This is a genomic window from Nonomuraea sp. bgisy101, from assembly GCF_057708945.1.
The window spans coordinates 85,461-111,126 of record NZ_JBYITD010000028.1 but is presented as its reverse complement, the minus strand read 5'-3'; the positions used below and the strand labels follow the sequence as shown (position 1 = coordinate 111,126).

General features: G+C 69.4%; 23 protein-coding genes and 2 tRNA genes. 11 read left to right on the top strand and 14 right to left on the bottom strand.

Annotated elements, in window-relative coordinates; all coding sequences use genetic code 11:
- Window positions 1-145: 145 nt before the first annotated feature.
- The gene (locus AC3EO4_RS40190; RefSeq protein WP_431900688.1) at window positions 146-1,195 is read left to right on the top strand and encodes a glycerophosphodiester phosphodiesterase; all 1,050 of its coding nucleotides are present in this window, start codon (window positions 146-148) and stop codon (window positions 1,193-1,195) included.
- A gap of 221 nt (window positions 1,196-1,416) precedes the next feature.
- On the opposite strand, the gene AC3EO4_RS40185 is transcribed toward AC3EO4_RS40190, so the two are convergent.
- Window positions 1,417-1,584: a DUF488 family protein gene (locus AC3EO4_RS40185; protein WP_379580728.1), complete on the bottom strand. Its 168-nt coding sequence runs from the start codon at window positions 1,582-1,584 to the stop codon at window positions 1,417-1,419.
- Window positions 1,585-1,804: 220 nt separating this feature from the next.
- A complete protein-coding gene (locus tag AC3EO4_RS40180) occupies window positions 1,805-2,200 on the bottom strand; it encodes a RidA family protein (RefSeq protein WP_379580790.1) in 396 nt (131 codons plus the stop codon).
- A 120-nt stretch (window positions 2,201-2,320) separates the two neighbouring features.
- On the opposite strand from AC3EO4_RS40180, the gene AC3EO4_RS40175 reads away from it, so the two are divergent.
- On the top strand, window positions 2,321-3,295 hold the full coding sequence (locus tag AC3EO4_RS40175) for a helix-turn-helix transcriptional regulator (protein ID WP_379580727.1): 975 nt from the start codon (window positions 2,321-2,323) through the stop codon (window positions 3,293-3,295).
- Window positions 3,296-3,837: 542 nt separating this feature from the next.
- Here AC3EO4_RS40175 and AC3EO4_RS40170 read toward each other — a convergent pair.
- Window positions 3,838-4,458: a TetR/AcrR family transcriptional regulator gene (locus tag AC3EO4_RS40170; RefSeq protein WP_379580726.1), complete on the bottom strand. Its 621-nt coding sequence runs from the start codon at window positions 4,456-4,458 to the stop codon at window positions 3,838-3,840.
- A 255-nt stretch (window positions 4,459-4,713) separates the two neighbouring features.
- Between AC3EO4_RS40170 and AC3EO4_RS40165 the strand changes: the two genes are divergently transcribed.
- Window positions 4,714-5,850 carry an FAD-dependent oxidoreductase gene (locus tag AC3EO4_RS40165; protein WP_379580725.1) on the top strand — a complete coding sequence of 379 codons (1,137 nt, stop codon included), beginning with the start codon at window positions 4,714-4,716 and terminating at the stop codon, window positions 5,848-5,850.
- Between the two features lie 21 nt (window positions 5,851-5,871).
- Here AC3EO4_RS40165 and AC3EO4_RS40160 read toward each other — a convergent pair whose 3' ends face one another.
- The gene (locus tag AC3EO4_RS40160; protein WP_379580724.1) at window positions 5,872-6,783 is read right to left on the bottom strand and encodes an AraC family transcriptional regulator; all 912 of its coding nucleotides are present in this window, start codon (window positions 6,781-6,783) and stop codon (window positions 5,872-5,874) included.
- A 189-nt stretch (window positions 6,784-6,972) separates the two neighbouring features.
- Between AC3EO4_RS40160 and AC3EO4_RS40155 the strand changes: the two genes are divergently transcribed.
- Window positions 6,973-7,806 (top strand): IS630 family transposase, encoded by an 834-nt coding sequence (locus tag AC3EO4_RS40155; protein WP_379580723.1) that lies wholly within the window; start codon window positions 6,973-6,975, stop codon window positions 7,804-7,806.
- Window positions 7,807-8,032: 226 nt separating this feature from the next.
- On the opposite strand, the gene AC3EO4_RS40150 is transcribed toward AC3EO4_RS40155, so the two are convergent.
- Window positions 8,033-8,599 (bottom strand): TetR/AcrR family transcriptional regulator, encoded by a 567-nt coding sequence (locus tag AC3EO4_RS40150; protein WP_488186374.1) that lies wholly within the window; start codon window positions 8,597-8,599, stop codon window positions 8,033-8,035.
- Between the two features lie 91 nt (window positions 8,600-8,690).
- On the opposite strand from AC3EO4_RS40150, the gene AC3EO4_RS40145 reads away from it, so the two are divergent.
- The 4 genes from AC3EO4_RS40145 (at window position 8,691) to AC3EO4_RS40130 (ending at window position 13,209) form a co-directional block, all read left to right on the top strand.
- Window positions 8,691-9,533: an SDR family NAD(P)-dependent oxidoreductase gene (locus AC3EO4_RS40145; RefSeq protein WP_379580720.1), complete on the top strand. Its 843-nt coding sequence runs from the start codon at window positions 8,691-8,693 to the stop codon at window positions 9,531-9,533.
- Window positions 9,534-9,836: 303 nt separating this feature from the next.
- Window positions 9,837-10,694 (top strand): alpha/beta fold hydrolase, encoded by an 858-nt coding sequence (locus AC3EO4_RS40140; RefSeq protein ID WP_379580719.1) that lies wholly within the window; start codon window positions 9,837-9,839, stop codon window positions 10,692-10,694.
- Window positions 10,695-10,712: 18 nt separating this feature from the next.
- Window positions 10,713-11,990: an FAD-dependent monooxygenase gene (locus AC3EO4_RS40135; RefSeq protein ID WP_431900683.1), complete on the top strand. Its 1,278-nt coding sequence runs from the start codon at window positions 10,713-10,715 to the stop codon at window positions 11,988-11,990.
- A gap of 916 nt (window positions 11,991-12,906) precedes the next feature.
- A complete protein-coding gene (locus AC3EO4_RS40130; RefSeq protein ID WP_431900681.1) occupies window positions 12,907-13,209 on the top strand; it encodes a hypothetical protein in 303 nt (100 codons plus the stop codon).
- Window positions 13,210-13,333: 124 nt separating this feature from the next.
- On the opposite strand, the gene AC3EO4_RS40125 is transcribed toward AC3EO4_RS40130, so the two are convergent.
- The 3 genes from AC3EO4_RS40125 to AC3EO4_RS40115 form a co-directional block, all read right to left on the bottom strand.
- A tRNA-Pro gene (locus AC3EO4_RS40125) sits at window positions 13,334-13,405 on the bottom strand.
- 12 nt (window positions 13,406-13,417) lie between these two features.
- Window positions 13,418-13,491 (bottom strand) — tRNA-OTHER (locus tag AC3EO4_RS40120).
- 83 nt (window positions 13,492-13,574) lie between these two features.
- On the bottom strand, window positions 13,575-14,990 hold the full coding sequence (locus AC3EO4_RS40115) for a hypothetical protein (protein WP_431900679.1): 1,416 nt from the start codon (window positions 14,988-14,990) through the stop codon (window positions 13,575-13,577).
- Between the two features lie 378 nt (window positions 14,991-15,368).
- Here AC3EO4_RS40115 and AC3EO4_RS40110 point away from each other — a divergent pair, with 378 nt between their 5' ends.
- Complete coding sequence (locus tag AC3EO4_RS40110; RefSeq protein WP_431900676.1) at window positions 15,369-16,349, top strand: serine hydrolase domain-containing protein; 981 nt, start codon at window positions 15,369-15,371, stop codon at window positions 16,347-16,349.
- Between the two features lie 352 nt (window positions 16,350-16,701).
- On the opposite strand, the gene AC3EO4_RS40105 is transcribed toward AC3EO4_RS40110, so the two are convergent.
- The 4 genes from AC3EO4_RS40105 to AC3EO4_RS40090 all read right to left on the bottom strand — a co-directional run bounded on the left by AC3EO4_RS40105 (window position 16,702) and on the right by AC3EO4_RS40090 (window position 20,558).
- A complete protein-coding gene (locus tag AC3EO4_RS40105) occupies window positions 16,702-17,550 on the bottom strand; it encodes a CU044_5270 family protein (RefSeq protein WP_431900674.1) in 849 nt (282 codons plus the stop codon).
- Window positions 17,543-18,115, bottom strand: coding sequence for an RNA polymerase sigma factor (locus tag AC3EO4_RS40100; RefSeq protein ID WP_431900672.1), 573 nt, complete (start codon window positions 18,113-18,115; stop codon window positions 17,543-17,545). Before AC3EO4_RS40100 ends, AC3EO4_RS40105 begins: the two co-directional genes overlap by 8 nt.
- 956 nt (window positions 18,116-19,071) lie before the next feature.
- The gene (locus tag AC3EO4_RS40095; protein ID WP_431900669.1) at window positions 19,072-19,815 is read right to left on the bottom strand and encodes a DUF3592 domain-containing protein; all 744 of its coding nucleotides are present in this window, start codon (window positions 19,813-19,815) and stop codon (window positions 19,072-19,074) included.
- A 284-nt stretch (window positions 19,816-20,099) separates the two neighbouring features.
- Window positions 20,100-20,558, bottom strand: a complete 459-nt coding sequence (locus AC3EO4_RS40090) for a MarR family winged helix-turn-helix transcriptional regulator (protein ID WP_379580710.1) — start codon at window positions 20,556-20,558, stop codon at window positions 20,100-20,102.
- An 83-nt stretch (window positions 20,559-20,641) separates the two neighbouring features.
- Here AC3EO4_RS40090 and AC3EO4_RS40085 point away from each other — a divergent pair, with 83 nt between their 5' ends.
- Window positions 20,642-21,046, top strand: coding sequence for a hypothetical protein (locus AC3EO4_RS40085; RefSeq protein WP_431900667.1), 405 nt, complete (start codon window positions 20,642-20,644; stop codon window positions 21,044-21,046).
- Window positions 21,047-21,383: 337 nt separating this feature from the next.
- Here AC3EO4_RS40085 and AC3EO4_RS40080 read toward each other — a convergent pair whose 3' ends face one another.
- Both AC3EO4_RS40080 and AC3EO4_RS40075 read right to left on the bottom strand, forming a co-directional pair.
- The gene (locus AC3EO4_RS40080; RefSeq protein WP_431900664.1) at window positions 21,384-24,023 is read right to left on the bottom strand and encodes a hypothetical protein; all 2,640 of its coding nucleotides are present in this window, start codon (window positions 24,021-24,023) and stop codon (window positions 21,384-21,386) included.
- Window positions 24,024-24,312: 289 nt separating this feature from the next.
- Window positions 24,313-24,792 carry an AAA family ATPase gene (locus tag AC3EO4_RS40075; RefSeq protein WP_379580707.1) on the bottom strand — a complete coding sequence of 160 codons (480 nt, stop codon included), beginning with the start codon at window positions 24,790-24,792 and terminating at the stop codon, window positions 24,313-24,315.
- A 76-nt stretch (window positions 24,793-24,868) separates the two neighbouring features.
- On the opposite strand from AC3EO4_RS40075, the gene AC3EO4_RS40070 reads away from it, so the two are divergent.
- Complete coding sequence (locus tag AC3EO4_RS40070) at window positions 24,869-25,261, top strand: nuclear transport factor 2 family protein (RefSeq protein WP_379580706.1); 393 nt, start codon at window positions 24,869-24,871, stop codon at window positions 25,259-25,261.
- Window positions 25,262-25,666: the final 405 nt, after the last annotated feature.

The window sequence follows — 25,666 nt, the reverse complement described above, 5'->3', positions numbered from 1 at the left end:
CCTTCGACCCGGGCGGCCGAGCAGGTGACCGGTATCGGCCGCTCCGTCTCCAGGCTCTCCTGATCGGCATTCCTCACGGAGGCTTCGTCTCACGCTCACCTCCAGTACGTCCGGCCGCCTCGATGATCGCCGATTATCAAGACCCATGAAGAGATCGCGTGTGGGCACGATTGCCACGATTGTCAGTGCCGCCGTCGTGGCGTTGCCGGGGGCGGCGCATGCGGGTGGGGTCAAGCACACCTTCGACCTGCAGGCCCACCGGGGTGGGCTGGGCCTGGTGGTGGAGGCCACGCTGCCCGCGTTCGCCAACGCGCTCGAGCTGGGGGTCAGCACGCTGGAACTCGACGTGCAGATCACCGAGGACGGCCAGGCGGTCGTCACGCACGACCGGCGGATCAGCAACAGGAAGTGCAGGGACACCGCGCCTGCCGTACCGGGAGATCCCGAGTTCCCCTACGTCGGCAAGTACATCAACACGCTCACGCTCGAGCAGGTCAGGACGATGGACTGCGGCTCCATGACGCTGCCGGAGTTCCCAGCTCAGCGGCCGGCGCCCGGCGCCAGAATGGCGACGCTGCGCGAGGTGTTCGAGCTGGTCGACCGCTACCGTGCGCGCCGCGTCATGCTCAACGTCGAGACCAAGGTCGAGGCGGGCGCGCCGCACGAGACGGCGCCCAGGGAGCAGTTCGTGCAGGTGACGCTGGCGGAGATCCGGCGGGCCGGGTTGCTGCGGCAGGTCACCGTCCAAAGTTTCGACTGGGGAGCGCTGATGCGGATGCGCCAGGTCGAGCCGAGGCTGCCGATCGTGGCCCTGACCAACCGCGACTTCCTGCAGACCGGGAAGCCGGGCGCTTCGCCGTGGCTCGGCGGCATCGACATCGACGACTTCGGCGGCGACCCGCTCAGGGCCGTCAAGTCGTTCGGCGCGGACGCCTTCTCGCCGGTGCACGGGTTCCCGCAGAACGGCAAGGTGACGGACCCCGGCTACCAGCCCTACGTCACCAAGGAGATGGTGGATCAGGCGCACGGCCTGGGCATCAAGGTGATCCCGTGGACCATCGACGACGAGCCCACCATGAGCAAGCTCATGGACGACGGCGTGGACGGGATCATCACCGACTACCCGGACCGGTTGCGGCAGCTCATGGCCGAGCGCGGCTTCAAACTGCCCAGGCAGTACCGCGTCAAGGAGTGACGGTCCCGGCGCCGGCAACCGCTTCGAGAAGGCCGGGCGCCTTCTCGTCCCCGGGCCTGCCTGCCGGAAGTAGGACCCCCGCGTCACGCAGGGACTCCACGGCGCAGGGTTGCCCTGCCCAGCCAGTGGTTCGAAGGGCTGCTCGCCAGACGCATCAGCGACGGCTCGGCCGCATTCAGCGGTCAAGCCGTCGCCAGCGCCCTGCCGCTTCGCCGAAGCGATCAGGACCGACCCTTCGTCGCCGCTCTGTTTCCTTCGCTTCCCTTCAGCGGCTGGGCGATCAATGAGCGGTAGCAGGCCTCAGGGTCGCGCTCGACACAGAGCGGCGCTGTGGTCCCGCTGCTCGACAGCGCCGACACGATCGGCGTGAGATCGGCGGTGTCGAGCATCTCGGTGGTGTAGCCGCCTGCAGCCGGAGTGAGTTCGCCCAGGCGTCCTCGGGTCCACGGACACCACGGACACCACGGCGCCGGCGTACGTCCGCATGTCGCAGCCGTTGCAGGAAGGACTGGCCGCCGAAGCCATGGACGCCGATTGTCACCATTCTGAGCACCGCAAACCACTACTCGTGCCGCCTCCGGCAGCCCTGCCGGAGGCGGCGGGGTCGCTTCACGCGACGGCTGTCCCCTCGAGCTCCACCATCAGGTCGGGGATCGCCAGCCGTGTCACCCCGAGCATCGTGGTGGACGGCGCCACCCTGGCGGCGCCCAACCGCGCCGCCAGCACGCCATAGTGCTGGAAGAGCAGATCGACGTCGGTGGTGTAGACGTTGAGCCGGACGAGGTTCGCCAGAGACATGCCGGCCTCGCCGAGCACGGCCTCCAGGTTGTCGAGGCTCAGCGCCAACTGCGCCGCCATGTCATCGGCATGTTGGGGCTTGCCGTCGCCGCTCATCGCGGTCTGCCCGGAGACGTACAGGGTCCGGGTGTGCCCGGAGACGATCTCACCCTGGTTGTACCCCAGCTCCGTCGACCACGCCCACGGGTTGACCGCCGTTCGCTCCATTGCCACATCAGCTCCATTCGATTCGTCGACATGACGTACGCCACCGGCTTTGACGTCGTGTCGACAAGCCTCCCGGCAAATCACGACATCCTGTGTCGTGTATCCCGGTAGAGTTTTCGTGTGCGCGCCGACCGGTTGGTCTCGCTGGTGCTGCTGCTGCGACAGCACGGTCGGCTGTCCGCGGTCACGCTGGCCCGCGAGCTGGAGGTATCCACCCGCACCGTGCTGCGCGACATCGAGGCGCTGTCCGCAGCTGGCGTCCCGGTCTACGCCGAACGCGGCCGGCACGGCGGCTTCGCGTTGTTGCCCGGTTTCCGGACCGAGCTCACCGGACTGAACCACGACGAGGCCCTTGCCCTGCTGATCGCCGGATCGCGGCGCGGCGCGCAGGCATTCGGCCTCGGCTCGGCGCTCGCTTCGGCGATGCTCAAGGTGGTTGACGCGCTGCCCGAAAGCTATCGGGACACCGCGGCCGGCGCGTCCGAGCGATTGCTCATCGACCCGGAGACCGACCTCCTCTCGCGCCGGCTGGTCGCTGAGGAGGTGCCCGACACCGTGGTGGCCGAGGTCCGGCGCGCGGTGCTCGCCGGACACAAGCTGCGCATCCACTACGCGGCTGTGGACCAGACCCCGAAGTGGCGCACGGTGGACCCGATCGGCCTGGTCACCGTACGCGACCAGGGCTACTTGCTGGCCACGAGGTCTGGCGCGGACCGCACCTACCGGCTGTCCCGGGTCTTGGCCGCCAAAGAACTCGCCGAACCCGCACAGCGACCAGACCGGGTCGATCTGGACCGGGCCTGGCAGGAGCGCAGCACGCGGTTTCGGACCGGCGGCGACCAAGTCAGCGTGCTGGTCCGGGTGGACCCGGCGCGGCGGGAGGACCTGGTGGGCACCGCGCTGGCCGTCCGCACCGAAGAAGCCGACTCAGACGGCTGGCTGCGGCTGGAGGTGACCTTCCAAGACTCGAGACACGCCGAATGGGCGCTGTGGCAGCTCGCCACGGACGCGGAAGCCCTGGCCCCGCAGTGGTTGCGCACCTCCCTGCGCAACCGCGCCGCCGCGATCGCCACCCGTTACGGAGTGTCGTCCTGAGAGTTGTCGCCTTCCGCGGGCCGCCGCCGAGTCGCAGTGCTGGTCGCCCTGCCGGTTGTAGCGCACGGAGGCCTCAGTGACGGCCCGCTCCGCGGCCGGCGCGTCGATCACCGAGCCGCCCGTGTCAGCCACGCTGGGCGGCGCGGTGACATGCAGGCTGTGACCCTGTCCGCGGCGCCCGGTCCGGTCAGTGTCTGGGGCACGCCGGGGACGGACGCCACGGACGCGCCCTGGCCAGAGCTGGGCGAGGTGGCGTGGGCGCTGTCTCCGATGAGCACCACCGAGCCGTTGTGCCAGATCGGGGTCGAGGGCAGGTCGTTGGCGTTGCCGGGCCCGTACTGCAGGTCGCCGGCCTCGACAGGTGCGGCGACCGGCGACGACCCGCGTGAGCAGGGTGGCGAGGTCGGAGCGCTGGATGGTACGGGCGGCGGTGCCGTCGGGCAGTACACCGTTGGAGACCTTTGCGAGAAGGGGCCGAACTCGCCCGACCGGATGCCGAGGAGGTCAGCGCCGCCCTCGGCCCGGTCCGTCCGGAGCTCCCGTCAGATGGCGGTCGCGGAACCGTTCGCGGACGCGGTGGTGGGAGCGCTCGGTGGTTGCCAGCCGTGGGTGAGGATGTCGAAGCAGGTCTGGATGGCGGCTGTGAGGTCGCGTCGTCCGCGGACGAGGGCGGGGATGTCCAGGACGTAGCGGGCGAGGGTGGCACAGGCGAGGTCGTCGTGGTCGACGCCGAACTCCTCGGCGATGACCGCGGCGAGGGCGCTGGTGTGCCTGGTCCACATGCGTTCGGAGTAGGCCCGCAGCTCCGGGGTGGAGTCCACGAGGCGGGTGAACGCGGCCCGCTGGGGATGGGTCTCGATCGGCGGCAGGGTGTCCAGGGCGTGCTCGCGGAGGGCGTCCAGGATGCTCTGGCCCGCGGGACGTTGCCGTACCACGGTGATCAGTTCGGCTTCCTGGTCCTGGTCCTGGTCGAAGACGAGCGCCTCTTTGCCGGTGAAGTGCTTGAACACCGTGGTCTTCGACACGTCGGCGGCGTCGGCGATGTCGCTGATGCTCACCTGGTCGTAGCCGCGCTCCAGGAAGAGCTCCAGGGCGGCGTCGGCGATCGCTTGCCGGGTGGCCGCCTTCTTGCGTTCGCGGCGGCTGACAGGGGACACGGTCATGGGGCAAGCCTATACGATTGCAGCCTCAGCCAACTTGTGGCTTGAGTTCATTAGTTGACTCAGTTCACTTTACTACTTAGTCTTCGTTGCGAGGGGCGGCGAGCACCTCGCGCGGCACACCTCCCAGGCATGTCCGCCGCTTGGCCGGGCTGCCAGTCGCGCCCCCGCCATCACGGGCATGCGCGAGCGCCGAGGTCGACAGCGCCGCGCTCACCCCTTGAGCCCGTGTCCCGTTCTTCGAAAGGAATTTCCGCGATGACCTCTCCCGCACCCGCGAAGGCCCGTATCAGCGTCATCGGCGCCGGCCCCGGTGGCCTGGCCTGTGCCCGCATTCTGCAGAGACACGGCCTGGCGGTGACCGTCTATGACCGTGACGCGGACCGGAACGCCCGCGACCAGGGCGGCACGCTGGACCTGCACGCCGATGACGGCCAGATCGCGCTGCGCGAGGCCGGCCTGCTGAAGGAGTTCTTCGCGCTGGCGCGTCCGGAAGGGCAGGAGATGCGGCAGATGACCTCCGCCGGCGAGATGGTGATGCATCACGTGCCCGAGGAGGGAGAGCGCTTCAAGCCGGAGATCGACCGCGGCCAGCTCCGCGACCTGCTGCTGGACTCGCTGGAGCCGGGCACCGTGCGGTGGGGCCGCGCTCTCGACAGGGTCGGCGGGCCCGCCGACGGGCCGCGGCTGCTGCACTTCACCGACGGCACAGCCGTCGAGACCGACCTCGTCATCGGCGCTGACGGCGCCTTCTCCCAGGTCCGGCCGGCCGTCTCGCCCGCCGTCCCCGCATACACCGGGGTCAGCTTCCTGGAGGCGTGGTTCAACGACGTCGACGCCCGTCATCCCGAGATCGCCGACCTGGTCGGCCATGGCGGCGCGGCCGCGGGCGACGGCGACAGAGGCCTGTTCGCCCAGCGCAACAGCGGCGACCACACCCGCGTCTACATCATCCGGCGCGTCCCGATCGACTGGATCAGCCAGAGCGGCCTTACCGTCGCCGACACCGAAGGCATCCGCGTCAAGCTCCTGAAGGAATACGCCGACTGGTCTCCCCGCCTGCAGCGGCTGATCAGCGACAACGACGGCCCCTACGTCGACCGCCCCATCTTCGCCCTCCCGGTCCCGCACACCTGGGAGCACAACCCCACCGTCACCCTGATCGGTGACGCCGCCCACCTCATGCCCCCGCTCGGCGTCGGCGTCAACCACGCCCTGCTCGACGCCAGCGAACTCGCTCTCGCCCTGGCCGGCTCCGCCACCCTCGACGAGGCCATCCGCACCTACGAGGCGACCATGCTGCCCCGCTCGACTCAGACCGCCAAGCTGCTGGAAGGCGGCGCCGAGCAGTTGCTGTCTCCTGAGGTCCCCGACTTCAGTGACGACGAGCACTGAGGAGGACTCGACCGCGCGACATCACGCTGAGCGGGCCTGCCTGGCCACCGCCGGCCGGCGACCGTGCCGGAGATCCGTGGAGACGTGAGGCTTGGCGGGTGTTGCGCGGCTGGGCCATGCGATGTCGTCAACGGCGAGAAACGGCTCGCCGGCCACGGTCGCGGGGGTCGCCCCGGTGAACGCCACGACGTCCCGATGCAGGTGGGACTGGTCGGCGTAGCCAGCGTCGGCCGCGACTCGGGCCGCGCCTTCACCCGCGACCAGGCGGTGGGCGGCATGGTCGAAGCGGACCAGCTTCACGGCGCGCTTGGGCGGCAGGCCGAGCTGCGACCGGAACCGGGACCACAGCCGCTTGCGGCTCCACCCGACCTCGGCCGCGAGTCCGTCGACCCGGGCCAGGCCACGGCTGCCGACGATCCGGTGCCAGGCCCAGGCCACCTCCGGATCCACTGGCGGCCCCGCCTCATGCCGGCGGGCGAGCAGCGCGTCCATCAACGCGAAGCGATCCTGCCACGACGAGACCTCGCCCAGTTGCTCACGGATCCGGGACACCTTCCGGCCCCACAGATCCTCGAGGGCCACCACGGCGCCGTCCAACTCGGCCGGAGAAACGCCCAGAACCGCGCGTGCGATCACCGGGGACAGGCGCACCTGCACGCACTCGACGTTCTCACCCCACACCCGGACCGCGCCGCCGGACCCGAGCCCGGGCCCGGCGACCATGCTTCCCCGCTGCTGCCGCCCGGCGGCACAGTCAAGGACGGGCGAACCGGCGCCGAACTCCAGAAGCAGCGTCACGGCCGGGTGCGGGACCATCCGGAGCGCGTCCAGGTCACGGACACGGAACCCGGCCATGGTGACACCGGCCACCCGGCTGGGCCGCCGCGGGCACGCGACGCCCCACACAGCCGTATCGTGCACGAACGTCCGCACCGTCCCATGCTAGTGCCGCACCATCTTGGGTCTGCCTCGTTTCGTGGGGACACGACGATCAAGATCCCACCGTGGTCGGCGTGATCGCCTCAGACTCTGTTCGCGGCTGAGCGGGTTCGCGTACGCGAGATCGATGACGACGAGGGGAACCGGCTGCTGCGCATCGTACGGCGTGGCACTGGCTCGGTGGTGACCTGGCGGCGAGCGCAGATGGTGCTGCTGTCGGCCCAGGGCATGACCACCACGCAGATTGCCAAAGTGGCCTTCACCAGCGAAGACCGGGTCCGTGATGTGATCCACAACTTCAACACCGATGGATTCGACTCGCTCTACCCCAAGTACAAGGGCGGCCGGAAGCCGACGTTCACGCTCCCGCAGCGCGTGGAGATCAAGAAGATCGCCAAGTCTCGTCCTGCCGAGCACGGGTTGCCGTTCTCCCGGTGGAGCCTTGCCAAGCTGGCCGATTTCGTGGTCGCGGAGGGGGTGATCGAGGACATCAGCCATGAGGGCCTGCGCGAGCTTCTACGTGCTGAAAATGTCTCATTTCAAGCCATAAAGACCTGGAAGGGCTCCCGCGATCCCGACTACGCGACCACGAAGGCCCGCATCGAGCACCTGTACGCCATCGCCGGCGGCGAGGTCGTACCCGAGCCCGGCGAACCCGCCGTGATCTTCTGCATGGACGAGTTCGGGCCGCTCAACCTGCAGCCCCGCCCTGGCCGCCAGTGGACCGACGTCGGCGGCAAGGGCAAGGATCCCGATCGCGAACCTCGGCCCAGGATGCGCGCCACCTACACCCGCGCCCAGGGGATACGGCACCTGTTCGCCGCGCTAGACCTGGGCAAGGACAAGATGTACGGGCACGTCAAGAAGCGCAAGCGGCGCGGAGAGTTCCTGGAGTTCTGCCGCCACCTGCGCAGCCTCTACCCGCCCGAGGTGCGCATCGCGATCATCTGTGACAACTTCAGCCCGCATCTGACGACCAAGAAGGACAAGCGGGTGGGAGAGTGGGCGGAGGCGTGAGATCGCCTACACGCCCACCAACTCCTCGTGGCTGAACCGCATCGAGGCGCAGTTCACCGCGTTGCGCGAGTTCACCCTCAACGGCACCGACCACGCCAGCCACCGAGAGCAGGGCAGCATGATCCGCCGCTACATCGCCTGGCGAAACCGCAACACCGACAACCCTCGCCTACGCCGCATCGTGAAGAGGGCAAACGCGGCCTGACCCTCTGTGATGGGGCTTAGCTTAGCTGGTCAAGGTGGCGACCAGCCGTGCGACCAGCGTGCGCGTCTCCTCAAAAGAGGCGTCGCGCAGGGCGGGGCTGTCGAGGAGCGAGCGCATCACGCCCATGCCGAGCAGTAGCGCGCCCACCAACTCGGCCCGCAAGGCGGGATTTTCGCCGCCCATCCGCTGGGCGAAGTCAGGTAGGTAGCCCTCGCAGATCTGCGTACGCAACTGGTCGCGGATGGCCGGGCGTCCCGCGGAGCGCAGCATCACCAGAAGCGGGTGCTCGCCGTCGAACTGCTCCCAGTCGGCGAAGACGACATCGTGCAGCAATGTGTCGGTGATGTGGGTGAGCGGACGCGTCGGATCGTCCGTGAGGCCGGTCGGGATCTCCTTGCGCACGGCTTCCTCGTGGAGTTGGTCCTTGGAGCCGAAGTAGCGGAAGACCAGAGCTGGGTCGACACCTACATCAGCCGCGATGTCACGCACGCCTGTGCCGTCGAAGCCCTGTCGGGCGAAGCGCAGGCGTGCGGCGTCGAGCAGCGCGGCGCGGGTAGCAGCTTTGTCGCGGCGTTTTGGCTGGTTCATGAAGTCATCATAAGTCATCGAACGTTGACTTAGCTCACCCGCCAGCCCTAGCATTCTTGTCATCGGTCGATGACTAAGGGGGAGCTTAGGAATGCGCACATATGTGGTTACTGGCGGCACGGATGGCATGGGCAAGGGCCTGGGGCTGCATTTCCTGCAGCGTGGAGACAGGGTGATCGCTGTGGCCAGCGGGGAAGCCAAGGGACGTGCCTTCCTGGCCGAGGCGCACCGGCTCGGCGCCGAGGGCAGGGCCGTGTTCCTCCGGGCCGATCTGAGCACCGTCGCAGGAATGCGGCAGGTGGTCGAGGAGGTGATGGCGACCACTGAGGCCGTGGACGGGCTGGTATTCGGAGCCCAGCGCTTCCGCCCCAAGCGCGAAGAGACGGCGGACGGGCTGGAATTCACGTTCGCACTCGCTTACCTGAGCCGCTTCGTGATCGGCCACGGCCTGATGGGACACCTGGAACGCGCCGAGGCGCCCGTCGTGATGAACATCGCCGGACCCGGCGGCTTGCCGGGTCGCATCAACTGGGACGATCTCCAGTGGCGCGAAGGCTACACGGGGATGCGCGCGGCGATGCAGTCCTCTCGCTGCAACGACCTGCTGGGAGCTGCTTTCCCCGCCCGCTACCCGGCCGCCCGCACGCGCTATGTCCTCTACAACCCCGGCTTCGTGAACACGGGCATGGCCGATCCGCTGCCGCAGCCCAAGCGTGCCGTTACCAAGGCGCTCGCCCGGCTCTTCGCGATGCCGGTCGACAAGGCGATTGTGCCGATCGCCGCACTGCTGGATGCCGCGCCGGGACCCGCCGTCACCGCCTACATGCGCGGCACGCCATTGTCGCTGACCGGCAAGGATTTCGACCTGGCCACTGCAGCGCGTCTCGACCGCATGACGACGGACCTACTTGAACAGATCACCGCAACTCGGTAACGCACTGTGGCGATCCCATAGATAAGCGCGAGGAGCGAGTTCCCCGCACAGCTTTCCACGGCGGAGAGCTTACGCAAGCGGATGATCCTCAGCAGCCTGCGACCCTCATTGTCACTAATCCTACGGACCCGCACTCGTGCAGCCGTGCCCGCAGTGTGAGGCGATCACACAGTGCCCCAGCCGACCAGGGGCTGATGCGGCATGTCCCAACAAGGCAAACGTGACCTGTCACGGCACTAGCGAGCCGACGGAGGGGAACATTTGTCCAATCCGCCGGCGCGTACCGGCGGCGACAGTGGGCTCATGACTGTTTCTGACGGCGGACCGCACGTGAACGGCGGCGCCGAGGCCACCGAGAGTTCGACCCTGCCTATGGACGACGGCGACATCTACGTGTGCCAGGACGGCCCCCGCGACGCCCCCGCACTCCTGCTCCTCCACGGGTCCGCATCCTCGACCCGATCGTGGGACCCGATGGTTCCCCTGCTGACCGGATCTCACCGCGTCATCCGGATCGACCTGCTCGGGCACGGCCGCTCGGCCAAACCGGCCGACCGCAGCTACGCGCTCCCGGACCAGGCACGCAGGGTCGGCGCGGCCATGGACCGGCTCGGTGTCGAGCACGCCGTAGTCGTCGGCCATTCCAGCGGCGGCGCGGTCGCCACCGCCCTCGCCGAACAGCGCCACGACCTGGTGACCGCGCTCGCGTTCATCAACACCGGCCCCAGCCTGGACGCCTTCATCGCACCGGAGTCCGCCGCATTCGGACCGTCGCAGTGGCCGCCGACCGACGAGCAGCTCCGCCAGTTCGCGAGCACCGGTTTCAGCCGCGCGGGCTACCGGATCCCACAAGAGCTCCTGGACGAGGTGCGCGCCATGACCTACCACACGCTCACCACGACGATGCAGGCCACCCGCCACTACATGGAACAGCAGGCGCTCCCGGACCGGCTGACGGTCCTGGGCAAGCCGCTACTGGTGATCTTCGGCGAGGACGATCGCAGATGGCGATCCTCATCCGCCTCCGACTACCGCGCGGTTCCGGGCGCGCAGGTCGTGTTGCTGCCCGGTCTCGGGCACTCGCCCCTGCTCGAGGATCCGCCGCGGACCGCCACTCCCCTGCTGGCCTTCACCGCGAGCCACGCCGTACGGGTGGACTGAATGACAAGGAGGGACCCCGTGCGGATTCTCGTCTCCGGCGCCAGCATCGCCGGTCCGGTGCTGGCGTACTGGCTCACCAGGCACGGCTTCGCCGTCACCGTCGTCGAGCGCGCGCCGACTCTGCGCAAGACCGGCGGCCACGCGGTCGACCTGTTCCGGCCCGCGATGAACATCTCGGAGAAGATGGGCGTGCTCCCGCGCGTCGAGGAGCGGTCCACCGGCACCGACCGGATGACCGTCCATCAGGAGGACGCGCGGCGTCCCGTCCGGGTGGACCTCTCCAAGATCTTCAGCGCCACCTCCAACCGGCACGTCGAGATCATGCGCGACGACCTGAGCGAGATCTACTACGACGCCACGCGCGACGACGTCGAGTACATCTTCGGCGACTCGATCACCGCGATCTCGCCCGACGGCGAGGTACGGTTCGAGAACACCGCGCCGCGCCGTTTCGACCTCGTCGTCGGCGCGGACGGGCTGCACTCCAACGTGCGCCGCCTGGTCTTCGGCGACGAGTCCCGCTTCAGCGCCTTCACCGGCGCCTACCTCGGGGTGCTGACCCTGCCGAACGTCTCCGGGCTCGACGGCGAGCTCCTCATGCACGTCGGTGTCGGCCGCACCGCCGGCATGTACGGCGCGCGGCACCTCGACGACGCGCGGGCGTTGTTCCTGTTCCGGAGCGAGCGCGAGCTCGACCACCACCACCACGACGTGCCCCGGCAGAAGGAGCTGCTGCGCGGTGCGTTCGACGGCATGCATCCCGACGTGGACCGCTGGCTGGACGAGCTCGACCGCACCTCGGCGTTCTACTTCGACTCGATCACCCAGCTCCGTATGGACACGTGGTCACGAGGGAGGGTGACGCTCGTCGGCGACGCGGGCTACTGCCCCGGCCCGGCCGTCGGCAGCAGCACCAGCCTGGCCGTCGTCGGCGCATACGTCCTCGCCGGGGAGCTGGCGCGGGCGGGCAGTGACCACGAGCGTGCCTTCCCCGCCTACGAGCGCGCGATGGCGCAGCACGTGCGCGGCAGCCGCGCGGCCGCGCTCAGCGCGACGAAGACCCTGATCCCCGCCTCACGCCTCGGCGTGCGGGGACTGGCCCAGGGCGCCCGCCTGATCTCCGCCCTGCCCGCGGGGCTCAGCCGCGCTCTCCTTCGTCTCACCACCAAGAGCGCACGCCTCCACGACTCCATGACCGTCGACGACTACCCGCCGTCGCCCACCGCATCACGAGGCCTGGTCGGCCTCGCGGGCGACCCCGGAGGCGGCCTCGGGAGCGGGCTCGGGGTGGAGTGAGGAGTGCTCGCCCGCCTCCGCCGACTCGCCCTGCCGGACCGGCAAAGGCAAGCTGGCCGTCCAGTACCACACCGCCCGCTTCCGGCTTCGTTCCCTCCCTCGCCAAGGCGCTCACCGGGGCGACCCCGCCCCTCCACAAGCTCGGCACGCTCTGGATCGAGCTGCCCCGTCCCGCCGCGGCCAGAGCCGGACCAGCAGGGCACATACGGGATCGGCCTCCACGGTCCGCCAGTCCCTGGACACCCAACTCGACGCGCTCAACGCCGCCCGCATCTTCTCCGAGAAGATCTCCACCCGCCCGAACTCGACAAGGCCGACACCCCTCCCCGGCCACGGTCCTGCGCACGTTCCGCGACCATGACGAAGCCGCAACAACGGCCACCGCCTCGAGCATGACCAGGAGTCCGAGAGCTGCACAGAATGACGGACCTGGCCTCTATGGTCCCAACATGAAATCCGCTTCGGCGAACATTTCGGGCTCGTGGCTGGAACAGCTGACCGGCGCCTTTGAGATCCTGCTCGGCTGTCAGCTGACGAGTTTCGACGCCGACGCCGTCTACGCGACGTTCTTCGGCGGCAACCTCATCAACGAGCTCGGCTTCGCGCAGGACACCGTCTGGGTGAACCCTGCTGCCCTCCGCGGTGCCGAGCCGGTCGTCTGGGACTGCCCGATCTACGACCTGGAGGAGCCACTACTGGAGTTCGACGCGAGCCGGTCGGTCTTCGGGTTCGACAAAGCCGGGCTGCCGCCGGAGTTCGAGGCGGATCTCGCGGCGGGTGCTTCGCGGGCCAGCTCGTCCTGGGCGGCGACCTGGCTCCCCTGCTGGCGCGGTACGACCTCGCCGCGTCCGATCTGCGCGACACCTGGACCGTCTGCCACCCGCGGCTGGTCTCAGACGGCACTCTCTTCGACGCGATGCGGGTCGCCACCGCGCTCGGCACGAGCCCCGAAAGCCTCCTTCCCCTCGAGGCGGAGGCGACCGAGAAGTGGCAGGAGGCGCTGGCCGACCTCACGCCGCCTGAGCTGTTCGCCCACCTGAGTTTCTTCTGCACCGGAGGCGAGGAGGGGCTGATGTACCTGCGAACCGAGCGGTCGGGCGGCGACCTGCTCGCCGACGAGGGCTGTACGCTGATCGCCAACTGGGAGGAGGGGCAGAGCCAGGTCGAGTTCGCGGTCGTCCAGGTCGGCGAGCTCTTGGCAGGGCCACGCCCGTCCTGAGAACACACGGCGGGCCGGCAGCGGCAGACCTGTCAGGGCTCGACGGCCGACGGAGCGAGGCCCCTGCCGTCGTCGCGGCGGGCGTGATCGAGCTTGGCCGTCGCCCACGGCAGATCTGGAAGGGCCTCGCTGGCCGGGCTCGAACCGGCGTCCACCCGGTCCCGAGCCGGGCGCTCTACCTCTGAGCTACAACGAGGCCACCTCCAGGCACCGCCGACCGGGCTCGAACCGGCGACCACCTGGAAGAAGAGCCAGGCGTTCTACCACTGAACTACGGCGCGCCCAGCCCAGTCTGCTCGGTCCCTCCCCGGCAGTGCCACCGGTTATCGGCGGGCGTTTCCCGCCGCGAGGGCGACACCACTCCCCTACTCTGTGGGACGGCCTGTCGTGGGCAGCTCGCTTACCACGATCCCGGAGGCCAGCCCGTGGCCGGCGTCTGCGGCGAGTTCTGGCTTGACGTGCTTGCCGCTGAACACTCCCGCCCGCCGAAGCAGGGACGCCCAGACCGGATCGGCGATGCTCACGCCGTGCACCAGCTCGGGCGTCGGCCGGAACACGGCCACAACGCGCCGGGCGGCAGGCGCCGTCCAACCGGATCCCTCCGGGTCGAGCCCGGCCGTACGGCAGGCGGCCTCGACGTCGGCGCGGGTGCAGGCGCTGCTTCCGTCCAGGACCTCCCAGGGCGGCGGCAACGCGGCCCACACCGCGGTGTTGGGGTCGACGCCGTCCCCTGCGCTGTGGTGCCAGGCCGCCAGGTCGGCCGCCATCAGCCGCATGACCTTGCCGGGGCAGGCCACGTCCAGCAGGTCCAGCGCGTCCAGCGAGGCCAGGCAGGCCAGCCACCCCGCTCGGGCGGCGTTGTAGGCGACCGCCAGGTTGTTCCACGTGGTGGAGTCGTCGCCCGGCCGCACGATCATCGAGATGCGGTCGGTGCCGGGATTCCAGCGGTCGCGGAGCATGCCTGCGCTGTGCCGCATGACCGCCGACCACTGGCCGAGAAGGCGTCCCCGCTCCTCCTCGGTCAGGCGCTCCAGGACGTCAGGTGTCGCCCGCACCTGGGCGATCATCCACCAGTCGCTGGAGTCCGTGCACCGGTCGAGCAGGACGGAGGCGATCTCATCGAACGGGTTGTCCCGCCCCGACAGGGTGAACTCCCGGCGCAGCTTGCGCCGCGCGGTGTAGTAGGCGACGTAGCACGCGGCGTCGACGTCGGCCAGGAAACGCTCGCGCGGGATGTCGGCGCCGAACCCTGTCACGCCCAGCATGAGCAGCCGCCGCTTGTCCTGTTCGACGCCCAGAGTGTCCGCCTTGGCCGCGAGCCTGCGCAGCGTGCGAAAGCGGCGGTTGTACTGTCGCTTGGACAGCTCTATCCCGGCCGCGTCCCGGGACTCGCGGTTGAGCCGGTCGGCAAGGAAGTCGGTACGGTCCGGCGCCCACCGGATGGCGCTCCCTATGGTCGTCGCGAACTCCAGCAGCGACCTCGGGTCGTCGGGGTCGACCTCCACGGAGCGTTCAAACAGCCGGGTTGCTGCCGTGACTTGCCGCGCACCGCCGACCGGCCGGGCGTAGTCCGTGGACATCGAGGAGAACCATGCTGCGTTGCGCGAGGAGTGCCTGGCCGCGCGCTGGAGCACCACCCGCTCGCGCCTGGACAGGTTCCCCTCCAGCGCCTGCAGCACCAGATCGGCGACATCCTCGGGCCGATAGCGTCGATCCAGCGAGTCGTACAGCTCGAGCAGGATCTCGCGGCATGAGCGGTCTCGGTCCTTGCGGAACTTCATGGCGGCCATCATCGCCGCCGATCGCCAACGACCGCGATCGGATTTCTTCCGTTGCCGAGCCGTGCCCGTCGATCTCCGTACCGGTTCCTTCGCGTCGCTTCTGCCCGGCGAAGCAGCCCGGCGGGACGCCGCAGCACCGCTCCCCAGCCGATGCCGAGTGCCGCCGCCACGTGGCGACCTCACCGACAAAAAGCTGTCGGTGAGACCTGCGTCAAACGCCTCAGACGAGAGGCGTTCGACCTGCTCATCGCGTTGTCCGCGCCGAACCAAGGATGGCGTGCGCCGTAGTGGCACCGGCCGGTGATCGCGTGGCATGCGAAGCACCCGCCTCACATAAATAGGTTCGGCATTGGCGCGGGCCTGGGTTAGTCTGCGGCAATGCCGCAGGGGGACATCGACAAGATCGCTAAGGAAACCGGCTTCTCCGGTGTGGTCTGGGTCGACCGGGCCGGCCAGGTCGAGTTCGCGAAGGCCTACGGGCTGGCCAACCGCACCTACCACGTTCCCAACACCCTGGACACCAGATTCGGCATCGCCAGCGGCAGCAAGGGGTTCACCGCCCTGGCCGTGCTCTCGCTGGTCCAGGACGGCGTGCTGGAGCTGAGCACCACCGCCCGATCCCTGCTCGGCAAGGATCTACCGCTGATCGCGGACGACGTGACCGTCGAACATCTGCTCACACACACCTCTGGCATCGGTGACTACCTGGACGAAGAGGCCGACACCGAGATCACCGACTACGTCATCGGCGCGGCGCACGAGCTGACGACCACCGAGGCTTTCCTGCCCCTGCTGGACGGGTATCCCACCAAGTTCCGGGCCGGTGAGCGGTTCGGCTACTGCAACGGCGGTTTCGTGGTCCTCGCCCTGCTGGCGGAGCGGGCGGGCGGCGTCGGCTACCACGACCTGGTCCGGGAACGGGTGCTCCGCCCGGCCGGCATGACCAGAACCGACTTCCTCCGCTCCGACGAGCTGCCCGCTGACGCGGCCGTGGGTTACCTGCCACTGAACGGGGCGGACCGCTCCAACATCTTCCACCTGCCGGTGCTGGCCACCGGCGATGGCGGCATCCACGCCACCGCCGCCGACATCGCCACCTTCTGGCGCGCGTTCTTCGCCGGCGACATAGTGGATTCCGTCGACGAGATAGTACGGCCGCGCTGCGACGTACCCGAAGAATCCATGCGCTACGGTCTCGGCTTCTGGCTGCACAAGAGCACCGACACGGCCATCCTGGTCGGGTACGACGCCGGCGCGTCGTTCAAGTCCACCCACGACCCACACACCGGCACCACCTGCACCGTGCTCTCCAACACCTCCCCCGGCGTCTGGCCCATCGCCCGCGTTCTCGCACTTTGAGGACCGACACGTCGTACCGGTGAATGGCATCGTCCTGGATCCCCTCCATCCGGGGACGCGGTCTTATCCCGAACGATGCCACAGCCGCCAACGAGCGGCCCCACCATGACGACGGCCCCGACTGGCGCGATCGATTCCGCCGACGCCCAGCTCGCCGCGCACCCGAGAGGCAGTGGGCAACCCCCGACGACGTCATGGACGTCGCCCCATCGCCCTATCGAGCTGGCTGATGCGCGCGGCCGCGGAACCGCACTTCCGTGGCGTTCCCTCGCCACCCCCGTGCCCCCCCATCCGTTCGCCATACCAGGGAAGGGCAAGGCTCGGCGGCTGACGAGCGTTGACCTGGGAGTCCCTATCGGGGAGGCTGATCCGTCCAGCCGGTGGTCACCCCGATGGATCTCAGGCCCCACGACACGCTTCCGTCGTCGCCGTAGAGATAGTTGGTACGAGTCACCCGAGCGGTCTCGGGATCGACGACCAGCTTGATCTCCGGCCCGCCGTCAGGATTGGGGAACCGCAGTCCCTGCCCGTCCTCGACCGCGCCCGTGCTCTCGACACCCGGCGTCGCGGCGAGCGCCCGGAACGCCGCGGAACGGACCTCCGACGGCGTCGGCAGTTCCGAGATCAGCGCGACGAGGGAGAACAGCGGGTCGCCGCGCTGCTCAGACGCGGTCATGGCACCGTCACGCCCCTGCAGCCCGGCGATCCGCGCCGTCAACTCCGCCGGCTCCGTCGGCAGCCTTTCGAGATCCTCGATGCTCACCTCGGCACCCTTGAGCCGGAGCGGGGACGGGTCTGGCACGATGACGCCGGGAGGGTCGTCCGGCTCGCCCTTGGACCAACGCCCGCCGTCACGCGTGGTCCAGCTCTCCGTCCGAGGAATGTCCACGTCCCGGTACTCACGGATGACGTGCCAGTACGTCCCGGAACCTTGGGGCGTGCGTTCGGCACTGGCGGCGGCCATGAGCAACACCTCCCTGCCCGAGACCGGTATGCCGTCGGGCGTGGTCCCGCCCGTGACGAGCACGGCGACGACCGCCGCAGCGGCGGTGGCCAGGGCGAGCGTGGGCATCAGCCACCCGATCCGCCGCCGCACGCGGCCTCGCATCCGGTCATGGAGTCGGCCTCTGCTGCGAATGATCGCCTCGGTGGGCGGCTCGGGCTTGGTCAGCAGGGTGGCGAGCGCGTTCAGGTCATCCATGGGCTGTCTCCTTGTCGATGAGGGCGTGGATCTTCGCGCGCGCTCGGCTGAGCCTGGAGCCCACCGTGCCGGCGGCGATGCCGAGCGCCTGGGCCACTTCGTCGTAGCTGAGCTGGCCCAGGGCCACGAGCAGCAGGACGTCGCGCTCGCCGCCGGACAACGCGGCCATCGCCTTGGCCAGGTGCGGCTGCATGCGTTGGGCGGCGACGGAGGCGACGACCCGGTTCTCGTGGCCTTCCAGGGCGGGTTCCGGACCAAGCCGGGCCAGGGCCCTGTAGTGGCGGGTCTCCTTACGCCGGTGCCTGGCGATCAGGTTGGTGGCGAAGCCGAACAGCCAGGGCCGCAGTCCCCCGCGCTCCGGGTCGAATCGGTCGCGCTGGTCGAAGGCCAGCAGGAACGTCTCGGCCGTGATGTCTTCGGCGATCTGCGTGTCCAGTCGGCCGGCCACGTACAGGTAGATGTCGCGGAAGTAGCGGTCGTGCACGACGGTGAACAGGTCGGGGTCCCGCCGGTACCGGGCGACGAGTTCGGCGTCGGTCATCTGTTCGCCCGCTTCGGCGATCAAATTCTTGTCTCCGTCATCAGGCTGCCTTCATGTGTGGTGCACGGTCACTCATCCTTCGCCGCACGCCGGAATCGTCTTCCCGTGGGCCCCACCGCCCTTTGAGGAGGCCTCACCGTCCCTGCAAGGTCGTACGGGCCGGATCGCCCTGATGCGGGGTTGAGGAACGAGCGGACAGCCGTTGGCGCCTCGTCGTTCCCCTGCGTCGCGACTCGGACGGACCGCTGGTCAGGCTCCGTCGCAGTCACCCGCGGCGTCGCAGGATGACCCTCGTCATGTTCGCGCAGCATGCGCGGGACGGTGGCCAGAGAGGAGCGTCGGCCCGATACCGTGGCCTCGCGAACCCCGCAGCCTGGGCCACCACGCGGATCCCGCCATGGTTCATCACGCGGCACGTCGACGACTACGAGTGGCAGCCTCTCCTCCCGGAGCTTGACTTATCGGAGGGCGGACTGGGAATACTGCCGACGCCGCCCTCACGAGGCCGCGCAGCGGCTGCTTGAAGGGCTCGTGCAGCGAGGTCGCCACGTACACGGGGTTGTACAGCACGTACCTCGTGCATTTCGAGACGTGGGCCGCCCCCAGCAGCTCGCTGGCCCTGGCTCCCTGCATGGTCGCGGCGAGCGACCGGGTACTTGTCCTGCAGTTGGAGGTCGTCCCAGTGGATTCGGCCGCCCCGCCCAGCGCTCGAAGCCCTCCTCGGTCCCCACTCGGGTCGGGTTGAACCGGAACGCGGCGAGGATCAGAGCGTCGATCGCCGGGTGCTCGGCGTTGAGCCGTTCCACCAGGTCGCGGGTCTGGTGGAGAGAGCTGAGGTCAGACCAACGGACGGCCTGCCCCTCCGCCCTCCCCCGCGGATATGCCGCCGGAACCCGAATCCGCTTGCGCCTTACGACGCCTTCCCTGTCGAGATCATGTTGAAGTTCGCCGCCGGGTGTCCATGTTCGGCGCGCCTCCTGTCACATTGCCTGACCGGGATGGCGATCTTGGCCCACCGCACGCCGGTGATGGAATCCCCGACGCGGGTCCGAGCGAGCATGAACGCCAGGCGACAGCACCATCGGCGGCATGGTGAGCGCCTGCGGCTCATCACGGTTTGCGTACGGCCGTCCGCGGCGGCAACCGCGACTGGCTGTGATGGCGGCGCCAGACGTGTAGTCCTCCCCTGCGAACCCGATCGTCATCGCGATCCCGAGAGGGATGCTGAAGTAGTGGTGGCTGATGTCGGTGATCTTCGCGTTGATGACGTAATCGGGCTGCTCCGGGTCATAGAAGACATCCAGTGAGCTCCCAACGGGACTGTCGCGCGCATCGACCGAATCCGACAGAGCGGCGCTGACCTCTTCTCCGCGGCTCGTCGTGAACTCCACGACCACACGATCTGGGGACTTTCGGTGATGCTGGGATTCGACGACGGTCGCCGTGGTCCGCACTCCGCGTGCGAGGACCTGCCGCGTCTGCCGCATCTCGTAGAACGAGAAAACGGTGACCCCGACCATGGCGAGCGCGCACACGGCGAGCACCAGCACCTGGAACGGCGCACGCTGCTCGCGGAGCTTGAAGGGGCGTGGCGACGCTCCCTTCGTGGTGAGCTGGTGGTGACGCCGCCGCCGCTGCCTGAGCCGTCGCTGACGCTGCTTCACTGGCCTCCGCTGATATGTCGCTTTTGTTGAAAAACGGGCGATGATCAGCTGGAGTTCCACCCGAGTTCTGAATGGGGGTCGACGCAGAACCATCGGACGCGGTACACGACCTCGGGCCCGACGACGGCTTGGCCGGCAGGCACCGGCAAGCACTGAGCACGACCGAGACGAAGGTGCGGCCGCCGACGCGCCACCCGGACGAGCGAGCAACCCGTGCTCGAGGCGGCCGCGACACGCCTCACCGTGCATGCCGCAGGCATGGCCGACCTCGTGGGGAAGGGCGAGCTCGCCCGCCCTCTACTCCGCGCCTGGACAGGCGGGCGCGACTGGGCGCCGCTGGACGGTCACAGCGGATCGCAGGTGGGGTCGTGTGTCTCATAGAGCCGGGCGAGCAGACGGTTGAGCTGCCGTTGTTCGGCCGCGCTGAGCGGCGACAGAAACTCGGCCTCCGCCTTGGCCAGCCGATCGAGCGCCTCATCCACCACCGTCGTGCCGGCATCGGTCAGCCTGACCAGGTACTTCCTCCGATCAGCGAGGTCGCGTTCACGGTGCGCGTAGCCCAGCCGCTCCAGCTTGTCCACGACCGCCACCATGGTCGTCCGGTCCATGCCGGTGAGCCGGCCCAGTTCGCGCTGGGACAGCCCCTCACCGTGGGCGACGCTCAGGACGCGCAGGTCACGGCCGGTGAGAGACCAGCTGTCCAGCGCGTCACCGATCACCGCGCGGGCGGCGTCGCCGAGGCGCAGCATCATGTGGCTGGTCGCCGAGGTGACCAACTGCGCGGCCGAGGTCGGTTCTCCCATGAGGGCAACATACGCCATGGCGCCAATCATCAGTTACTATGATCGTCAGCACAGCTGATGAATTGGAGTGTGCCGTGAGCTCAGTGACCACTCGTGAGACCGCCCTTCGCGTCGCCCTCGTGGCGATGGGGCTGGTCACCACCCTCCCCGCCCTCGCACTGATCACCTCGTACGCGCTGGAATGGACCTACGGGGTGATCGACCCCGAACCGATGACGCTGGCGCTGCTTCAGCACCGGGGCATGCTCCAACTGCTGCTGGGCGCGGCCCTGGTCTGGGCGGCCTTCTTCCCGCCGGCGCGGCGGGCTGCCGCGATCGCCGCGGTGGCCGGCAAGTCGACCTTCCTCCTGCTGATCCTGCCGGACCCCGACCTGCGTGCCGACCTCGCGCCCTTCAGCACGGTGGTCGATCTGACCTGCATCGTCGTGCTGTCGGCCTACATCGTCTGGAGCACCTCGGTCAGAGTCGAAGGCAGTCGACGCGCCTGACGAGACGGGCATCCACGCCCACAGGTCCTCCATGTGCTCGGAGTCGTCGCGCCGCGCGGCCCATTCAGCGCCTGCCGGACCAGCAGAACGCCGATGGGCCCTACGGTCGGTCAAGTGGCGTCCATCGAGTGATCAGCACCCCGCCGGTGAGGGCGACCAGGTGACGTCCCGCGCACGTAGGCGGAGGAGTGGACGCAGTCGCCGGTGCGCGGGTCGCGCCGGGGCACGATCGGCCCGGCCCGCCGTCCTCACCCGCAGGGCGAACCCGAGCCGGTGCGAGCGCGTACGCCGCAACGCGTTCATGTCTCGGGCTCGTTCCTCGCCGCGCGGTACGCACTCAGGCGGAGATCACCTCGTGCAGGCGCCGCGCCTCGTGGATCAGCAGGCTCGAGCCCTTGCGCGTGGCCAGCTCCGCCAGCCCAGGTATGTCGCCCCGCGCCCCCGCGCACACCGCGGCCCGCACGGCGACCTTGAGCAACTCGCCCAGCCCCGCCCTGGCCTTCTCACCCGGCCCCGGCAGCAGCAGCGGCAGCGCCTGCGCCAGGGCCGTCCACACCTCGGCGTGCGCCCCGGCCGCCGTGACCTCGTCGAGGATGCCGGTGATCCGGTTGAGCTTGACCTGCTCGTTGCGGACCATGTGGCCCACGGCGCGGCCGAGGTCGGCCGCGGGCAACTCCCCGTACGCGGCCAGCGTGATGATGGCGTCGGCGGCCAGGGCACGCTGGGCAGGGAGCTGATGTCCCATGCCGATGACGATCGTGCTCGCGGTCGCGATGCCCACAGGGCCGTCGCCGTGCGCCAGGGCGGCCACGACCTCCACCTGGCCGTCGGTGCTGTCCATGACCCACGGCAGGCACTCGAGTACGTGCGCGGCCACGACCTCTCGATGGGACGGCATGATGGGCGGCCACCACCCCATGTTCCGGGAGAAGGCGGGATAGCCGGTCTTGGGCGCCAGCGTCCAGAGCTCGGCGAGCCGCCCGGACACGCCCTCGGGCGGCGCGAGCCTGGCATGCGCCTCCCGCAGCGACTCGTGGTAGCTCTCCGGGCGGTCGAACGCCTCCAGCTCCCAGGTCACCACGGGGTCGGGCAGCCCGCCGTCACGCAGGCAGGCCGCCAGCCGCCGGCCCGCCTCCGACGGCAATCTCTCCGCCCGTACGACCAGCTCTGGATCGATCTGGCGCGGCAACCGCAGCAACGCCTGCAGGAAGTCGGACTCGAGCGGCTCGGTGTCGTCCAACCACTCCATGCGCGCGAGGAGGGTGGCGGCGTCGACGTGTCCTGTGGGCGAGGTCGGCGTGGCCAGCAGTAGGGGAATCGTCTCGCCCCGTTCGAACAGGGACATGACCTCACGGAAACGCCGCTGGACGAAGCGCTGCGGGGCGGGCTCGGAGCTCGGCCAGCGGCTACTGTCGTCGTTCAACATCGCGGTCAGCTCGCGGCCGTCCGCGGGCGACACGATGGCCAGCGCGCAGCGCGACAGCAGGCAACCGATGTCCTCGTCGAAGCCGGCGACGCCGTACACATAGGTTCTCGCCTCGAACGGGTGCTGCCAGTTCGTCCGCCACCAGGACTGCAACCCCGCCGCGACGGCGTCACGGTCCTGGTGGGTCAGCTCGACCAGGGCGGCGAGGATGCGCTCGAACCGCGCGGGATCCACCGGCCAGAGCGGCTTGTCCAGCTCGGCGGCCAGCTCCGCCACCGAGCCGATGGGCGGGGCCAAGGCCGGCAGTGGCGTCGCGGTCAGCGCGGGAGCCGCCACGGGCTCCGGCTGAACCTCGTCCACCGCGCCGAAGGCGGCGGCCACCCGCTCCCGCAGGTCCGCGGGCAGCCGCGTGGCCGCCGCACGGATCGCCTCCCTGTCGGGTTCGGCGGTGTGCGGGGCGAGCCTGACCGCGACCCGTACCGCACGTTCGCGCAGGCTGGGTGTGTCCACGTCGAACACCGGCGCCAACGCGGCCACCGCGACGCCGCCCTTGGACAGGGGCGCCTCGCCGATCCACTTCACAGCGGCCGCCATGTTCTTCTTCTCCGGCCGGTACGCCAGCGCCTGGACCGCCTCGGCGAACAGCTCATCGTCGAGCACTCCCGCGGACTCCGCCCGATGCAGCTCATCCAGCGCGAGCTGCACGACGGGCGAGGACGCTGACGGCAGCAGCCGTACGAAGTCGACCACCGGGATCTCGGCCACCTCCGGCTTCAGCTCCCGCCACAACGCGACGAAGGGACCGGCCTCGGCCGCATCGCCTCCGGCCAGGAACCGGCTTGCGCAGCCGTCGAGCAGCGCCTGGCGCGGCACGCGGCCCGCCCCGGCCAGCGCGACCAGCTCCCCGATGATGGTGTGGCTGTCCGCCCAACCTCGGTTCCAGCCCAGCCCGTCCGCCACGCCCTCTGCCCGGAACAGGCGCGGCAGCATGTGATCGAGCAGCCGGTCCTCGGCGAGCACGGGGACTCCTCCGTTCATCCGCTGCCGCTCGGCCGTCCGCAACACCCACCCGGACACGAACGCGTCGTTCTCCGGCGGCTCGGCGTCCGTCTCGATCACCAGCGCCGCTGCCAGGTCCCAGTTCGCCAGCGCCTGCACGCGCCGCCACGTCGAACCGGTGGTCGGCCGCAGCCGCCGCACCAGGCGGACGGCCAGGTCGCGACGCCACTTCTCCGGCCGGTTCCCGAGCACGGACATGACCCGTGCGGCGTCGACTTCCGGCTCCACCCAGCGCAGCTCCCGCCGGTTGAGCCAGGTCGCCACCTGCTCCGCCCCGCTCAAGCAGGCCGCCCCGGCCAGACGGTAGAGGGGCGCCAGCTCCCGGACCCGCCGTTCGGCCTCGAACCCGGCGCGCCCGCGTTCGCTCAGGTGAGCGGGCAAGTGCTGGGCCACCGCGCGCTTGTCGTCGTCGCCGAGGCCGTCAAGGAACGACACAAGGCTCGCGACGGAGCCGGCCTCGATGCGGTCGAGCACCTCCTGCACGGGGTTCATACGGGTGCCTCGATTCGGGCCGGGCATACCCTGTTCTCGATCACGGGCCGCAGCCTATTGATCCGCACCGACAATCGGAGAGGCGCGTTTCCGGAGGAGCTGGGCCGCCGGCGTCAGCACCGCGAGGCGAGGGTGGCCACGACCCGGGACGCAGCAGGGCGAGCTGTGGGCCGGCGCGATCATCGCAATGACGACCGCCAGGCTGATTGCCAAAAGGGATCGCGGCGCGGGCAGCTGTGGGCGGCCTGCGAAGCGGTGGGGGTGGAACGCCTGTTCCCGCAACCCCTGGTCACGGCGTCGTTTGCGCCAGTCCTTCAAGCTGCTGGACGACCTTGTCGATCGGCGCAGAAGCGTCAATCTCGACAGTGGAGGTGGCCCTGAGCAGTGGCTCCACGTTGGCCAGGTCGCGCAGGACGGCAGCACGTTCCTCAGGGCGCTTGCCGAAGGGGTTGTTGGTTCGCGTCGCGATGCGGGCAAGCATGATCTCAGCGGGAGCGCTGAGCAGTACGACGTGGTCGAATTGCGGGTAGAACCGACCCTGATTGGACTTGCAACCGGCCACGAAGAGGGCGCCCTCACTGTGGTTGGCGAGCAGGTCGCTGATGGCCGACTCCCGCCACACCCAATCAGTGGATCCGTCGGGCAGGGTCACCCAGTGGCTCCACTGGTCGGTGTCGGTGTCGACGGCGCGATGACCCCGGGCCGCCAGCATCGCTGACGCCGTGGACTTGCCGGTGCCCGACATCCCTGTGACCAAGATCTTCGCCATCGGCCGAGACTACCGGACCGCCCGCCCCTGAGGCTGGCTTGACCTTGTCACCAGCGTCAACGTTTACCGTCGCAACATGAGCAGCTTCGATCGGGTCACCCTCCTCAAGCACGACCAGAGCTTCTTCGACGCCCTCGTGGCAAGCGATCTCGCCGTTCTGGAGGAACTGCTGGCGGACGACTTCGTCCTGGTCGGGGTCGAAGACGGGGCCGTCGCCGACAGGGGGATCCTGCTCGACCTGATGGCCTCCGGATCCCTCCGGTTTCCGCGGATCCACTCGTTCCCGGACGAGGCGATCGTCCGGGTCATCGGCACGGTAGGCATCGTCGTCGGGCGTACCGGCATGAACTTCACCAACCCCGACGGCACCACGTTCAGCGCCGGAAGCCGCTACACCCACGTCTACGCCGCCGACGCCCACGATACCTGGCGCCTCGTCTCCGCCCAGGGCACCGCGATCAGGGCTTGATCCCCCACTCGGGTGTGGAGGATGGGTTCGGGGGGTCTTGCCGGATAGCGGTCAGAGGGAAGCGGCCCGCGCGGGTAGCCGTTCCACTGCGCGGGACGCCACGGACGTCGCCTTCCTGCTGTGCATGACAGAGGGATCAGAACAGGCAGGCACGGCGGAAGGGCGACCTCGATGTCACCATCCACTCGGGGCATGTTGTTCTGGGCAGCCGCGATGCGGCCGATGGCACACGGTCTCTGTCCATACGCGTCGATCGTCTCCGCGGCTGTCGCCGCTGGGCGAGTTCACCCGGCAGGTCGCCGGTGGCCTCGCCGATTCCGGGTGTCCGCCGGAGTTCATTGGTGGCTCCGCGAGCGCCGATCGCGTGGACGCGGAGCTGGCCACTGCCAGTGGAGACGTCGACTG

Coding starts and splice junctions, on each gene's coding strand:
- AC3EO4_RS40185 (WP_379580728.1), bottom strand. CDS start 1,584: ATGCTCGACACCGCCGATCTCACGCCGATCGTGTCGGCGCTGTCGAGC.
- AC3EO4_RS40130 (WP_431900681.1), top strand. CDS start 12,907: ATGCGGGTCGCCACCGCGCTCGGCACGAGCCCCGAAAGCCTCCTTCCC.
- AC3EO4_RS40070 (WP_379580706.1), top strand. CDS start 24,869: ATGAGCAGCTTCGATCGGGTCACCCTCCTCAAGCACGACCAGAGCTTC.
- AC3EO4_RS40075 (WP_379580707.1), bottom strand. CDS start 24,792: ATGGCGAAGATCTTGGTCACAGGGATGTCGGGCACCGGCAAGTCCACG.
- AC3EO4_RS40190 (WP_431900688.1), top strand. CDS start 146: ATGAAGAGATCGCGTGTGGGCACGATTGCCACGATTGTCAGTGCCGCC.
- AC3EO4_RS40180 (WP_379580790.1), bottom strand. CDS start 2,200: ATGGAGCGAACGGCGGTCAACCCGTGGGCGTGGTCGACGGAGCTGGGG.
- AC3EO4_RS40140 (WP_379580719.1), top strand. CDS start 9,837: ATGACTGTTTCTGACGGCGGACCGCACGTGAACGGCGGCGCCGAGGCC.
- AC3EO4_RS40105 (WP_431900674.1), bottom strand. CDS start 17,550: ATGGATGACCTGAACGCGCTCGCCACCCTGCTGACCAAGCCCGAGCCG.
- AC3EO4_RS40145 (WP_379580720.1), top strand. CDS start 8,691: ATGCGCACATATGTGGTTACTGGCGGCACGGATGGCATGGGCAAGGGC.
- AC3EO4_RS40090 (WP_379580710.1), bottom strand. CDS start 20,558: ATGGGAGAACCGACCTCGGCCGCGCAGTTGGTCACCTCGGCGACCAGC.
- AC3EO4_RS40170 (WP_379580726.1), bottom strand. CDS start 4,458: ATGACCGTGTCCCCTGTCAGCCGCCGCGAACGCAAGAAGGCGGCCACC.
- AC3EO4_RS40165 (WP_379580725.1), top strand. CDS start 4,714: ATGACCTCTCCCGCACCCGCGAAGGCCCGTATCAGCGTCATCGGCGCC.
- AC3EO4_RS40150 (WP_488186374.1), bottom strand. CDS start 8,599: ATGAACCAGCCAAAACGCCGCGACAAAGCTGCTACCCGCGCCGCGCTG.
- AC3EO4_RS40110 (WP_431900676.1), top strand. CDS start 15,369: ATGCCGCAGGGGGACATCGACAAGATCGCTAAGGAAACCGGCTTCTCC.
- AC3EO4_RS40080 (WP_431900664.1), bottom strand. CDS start 24,023: ATGAACCCCGTGCAGGAGGTGCTCGACCGCATCGAGGCCGGCTCCGTC.
- AC3EO4_RS40115 (WP_431900679.1), bottom strand. CDS start 14,990: ATGAAGTTCCGCAAGGACCGAGACCGCTCATGCCGCGAGATCCTGCTC.